General features: G+C 60.3%; 1 protein-coding gene. It reads left to right on the top strand.

The genetic code is table 11. The annotated features are described in order from the left end of the window. The coding region (locus ACI2KS_RS28565) for a beta strand repeat-containing protein (RefSeq protein ID WP_404624386.1) at window positions 1-4,722 on the top strand (4,722 nt) is incomplete at both ends.

Here is a 4,722-nt window from a genome sequence, read left to right on the forward strand (position 1 = left end):
AACCACTACGATCACCGTAGTTGCACCTGGCACAACGCCGGTCACTGACACCACGGATCCTGTCGTTGACCTCAATGGTCCAGGCACGGGTGCCCAGGCGGGTGTCGACTTGACCCTCAGCCTGACCGGCGATGCCAAAGGCGTGTCCGTCAATATCGCCGATACGACCGCTACCGTTTTCGATGACAGCAAGGTCATCAACGGTGCGACCATCGATCTCAGTGGCAACCTGTCAGGCGACAAGCTCGACACCAGTCACGTTGATCTAAGCGGTACTGCTATTAGCTTTGGCGCAGGTACTACCGAGACTCACATCGTCCTCGTCGGCACCGGTACTGACGCCGAATATCAAGCGATCATCAAAGCCATCACCTTCAACACCACCTCCACCGAAGCGGGTGCGCGCACGGTCGACGTGGAGGTCACTGACGGTGCGAAAAACACAGGTTCTGCAACCACCACGATCAATCTGGCTGCACCTGCGGCAACTAACACCGCCCCAACCATCACCTTCGACGGCAATGCATACCACGAGAACGGCGACGCCGTTTACATCGTCAAGAACCTGGCCATCGCTGACACCGGCGGTGACCAGCAGCTAAGCGGCGCGGTCATCACCCTGACCCACATGCAGGCCGATGACCTCATCAATTCGTCCTACGCAACGGGCGATGGCCACACCACGCTGGGTATCGACTACACGCTGACACCGACTCAGCAGCCAGACGGCACCACTACCATCGTGCTGACGGGTAACGCCTCGATTGATGACTATCAGAAGCTCATCAGTTCGATCACCTTTGCCGAAAGTGGCCCAAGCGCCACTCCAGTTGCCCGGGGCGTGACGATCGAAGTCACCGACAGCAATACCGACGCGACCCAGAACCTTCCGGGCAGTTACTCTGACTCGCTTTCGGTTGAGGCTAACGCCGTACCAACGCTGGATCTGGACGCCGCTACCAACACAGGCACCGCCGGCAACGACTTTGCCGCCACGTACAGCGTCGGCCACACCGCCACCGTAGCCATCGCCGGCGATGTGCAGATCAGCGACACCGACAACACCACGCTCAAATCCGCGACAGTCACCATCGATGGCGCATACCTCACTGGCGATGCGCTGAACATCGTGAAGGCCAATCTGCCAAGCGGCATCACGGCAAATACTGATACGGCGGGCAAGATCGTACTGACCAGCGCCACTGGCAGCACTTTGGCGCAGTTCCAGGACGCGATCAAAGGCATCACGTTCAGCACTACTTCGGATGTCACAACTGACCGTGTTATCAACGTTACCGTCAATGATGGCCTGGTTGATTCGGCTGTCGCCAAGTCGACAATCTCCGTCACCGCAAATTCGGCACCCGTGCTCGACCTCAATGGTCCAGGGATAGACACTGCTCATCAGGGCAATGACTTCAGCACCACCTATGTAGAGAAGGACGCTGGTGTATCGATTGCCGATCCGACTATCGAGATCGACGACCTCGACCACGACAGCAGTACGATCTACACGGTCACTGTCACCCTTAACGGGGCTGTCACGACCGATGGCGACATACTGACAGTAGGCAGCTTGAGCGGCGGCATTACAGCTTCGGCGCCGGCAGGTAGCGTTATCACCCTGACCGGCGTACCCGGCACCACGCTGACCCAGTTGCAGGACGCCATCAAAGGCATCACCTTCAGCAACACCAGCACGAATCCAAGCACTGTAGATCGCACGGTCTTGGTAGTCGTGGAGGATGGCAACGGCGGCAGCGCCTCGGCCACCACCACCATTCATGTGCAGACGCACAACGACGCACCGGTCGTCGACCTCAACGGCCCAGACACCGTGGCAGGTACGTCCAACGGTATCGACTTCGCTGCCAGCGTCACCCAGAACCACGGCAGTGTGGCCATCGCAGCCCCGACCGCCAGTGTTTCCGACCCGGATGGTGTGGATGCGCAGATCCACGGTGCAACGATCCAGATCAGCGCCGACAGCCTGAGCACCGGCGACGTCCTGACCGTGGTGGGCACACTGCCCGACGGCATCGTGGCCGACACCACTTCCGGCACCAGCATCGTGCTCAGTGGCAATGCATCGCAGGCTGCTTACGCGACGGCGATCCAAGCCATCACCTTCAGCACGACCTCCTCCACAGAAGGCCCGCGCACAGTCAGCGTGACCGTCAACGACGGCACGGTGGACTCGGCTCCGGCAAAAACCGTGATTGCGGTCACCGCCAACGATGCCCCAGTGGTCGACCTTAATGGCCCGGGCACCGATACCGCTCATGCAGGCAACGACTTCACCACCGTCTTCACCGAAGGTTCGCCAGCGGTGCATATCGCTGCCGATGCCATCATCATCATTGATGGTGACAACGCCAATCTGCAGGGGGCAGACATCGTTCTGAACAGTCCTGCAGTCGGCGATGCGCTGAGCTACGCGGCTGTTGCGGCACTCAACAACGGCGTGTCGGTCGATCCGGCCAGCACCTCGACGCACGTCATCCTGACCGGCGATGCGAGCAAAGACGCCTACGCCGCTGCGATCAAGGCCATTACCTTCAACAACGACCAAGACAATCTCGACGTCACGCCGCGGACTGTCTCGATCACCGTCAATGACGGCACCGGCGCCGCCGCTACCGCGTCCACGTCGACCACCACGATCAACATTGTTGCGACCAACGACGCACCAGTCGTCGACCTCAACGGCCCAGACACCGTGGCAGGTACGTCCAACGGTATCGACTTCGCTGCCAGCGTCACCCAGAACCACGGCAGTGTGGCCATCGCAGCCCCGACCGGCAGTGTTTCCGACCCGGATGGTGTGGATGCGCAGATCCACGGTGCAACGATCCAGATCAGCGCCGACAGCCTGAGCACCGGCGACCTCCTGACCGTGGTGGGCACACTGCCCGACGGCATCGTGGCCGATACCACTTCCGGCACCAGCATCGTGCTCAGTGGCAATGCATCGCAAGCTGCTTATGCGACGGCGATCCAAGCCATCACCTTTAGCACGACCTCCTCCACAGAAGGCCCGCGCACAGTCAGCGTGACCGTCAACGACGGCACTGTGGACTCGGCTCCGGCAAAAACCGTAATTGCGGTCACCGCCAACGACTTGCCAGTCGCCGACCTTAGTGGTTCGAGCACTGACGGCACCAACAACTACAGCGTCAGTTATGCCGAGCAAGCAGCGCCAATCTCCATCGCGCCGAACGTAAGCATCACCGATCACGATAACGCCAACTTGAAACAGGCCGTGGTTACCCTGACCACCACCGAAACCAAGGACACGCTGAGCGCTTCCGCAATCGTGGCTAGCAACCCGGCTTTCGCAGGTATCATCGCCACTACCAGCACTGACGGTAAGGTCATCACGCTCACGGGTGACGCGAGCAAGTCTGCTTATGAAGCTGCGATCAAGGCCATTACCTTCGGCAGTACCAGCGATGAGCCAAGCCAAGCCACCCGCGTCCCGACGGTCACTATCCAGCTCGACGACGGCAGCGGCATCACTGCCAGCACCCCGGCATCGGTTATTAGCATCACGGTCAACCCGATCAACGATGCCCCTATCGTCGATCTAGCCGGCTACACAGCTACGGTCGTTCAAGGCCACGACGGCGTAGCGATTGCAGGCTCCGCTGTCAGCATCACTGACAAAGATGGCAGCACGCTCAGCAAAGTGAGCATCGACGTTGGCACCGGTGCCAAAGCCGGAGACACGCTCAGCATCGAAGCCGGCGACCTGCCCACCGGCATCACTGTTGACGCCTCCAGCACCGCGCAGCACCTGGTGTTGACCGGCGTTGCCAGTGAGGCGCTGTATCAGCAGGCCCTGCAAAAAGTCATTTTCAGCACGTCGGCGGGTACCGGTGACCGCACCATCAACGTCACCGCAGATGATGGCCAGTCGCAGTTCAATACCGGTACGTCCTCCAGCACCATCAGCGTGACGGCTAATGCTGCGCCAATTGCTGACCTGAACGGTGCCAACGATAACAGCGGCACAGACACTCAGCACGACGGCATCAACTACGCCGTCAATTACGGCGAACAGGCTCCGGCGATTTCGATTGCGCCGAACCTGACCATTGTCGACACCGACAACGACAATCTGCAGGGTGCCAAGATCACCTTGGCCTCGGCTGAGTCGCTGGACAAGCTCGATATCACCGCGATCAATCCGGCGCTGGGCATCATTGCCACCCTTGATGGCAACGTTGTGACCTTGACCGGCAATGCGACAAAGGCCAATTACGAAGCCGCCATCAAAGCCATCACCTTCAGCAGCACCAGTGATGAGCCTGGCCAAGTCGACCGCTCTGCGACCGTGACCGTACAGCTCGATGACGGCACTGGCATCACTGCCAGCACCCCGGCATCGGTGACTACGATCACCGTCCAGCCGGTGAACGATGCACCTACCGTGGATTTGAACGGCCCAGGCACCGATGCTGCTCACGCGGGCACCGACTACGCCGCCACTGTCACCAGCGGTCACGCTGGCGTGTCGATCTCGTCGGCAGCGGTCAGCGTTGGCGACGTGGATAACACCACGCTTGCCAGCGTGAAGGTCAGCATTGTCAGCGCACAGACCGGCGACGTCCTGGACACCTCCAAAGTTGCGTCGCTGACGAACAACACTGTCAGCGCTACGGTCGGTGCAGACGGTGTAATCACGCTGTCGAGCACGTCGGCCACAACTCCAGCAACGCT

This window comes from Pseudomonas sp. NPDC087358, from assembly GCF_044900785.1.
Lineage (GTDB): Bacteria > Pseudomonadota > Gammaproteobacteria > Pseudomonadales > Pseudomonadaceae > Aquipseudomonas.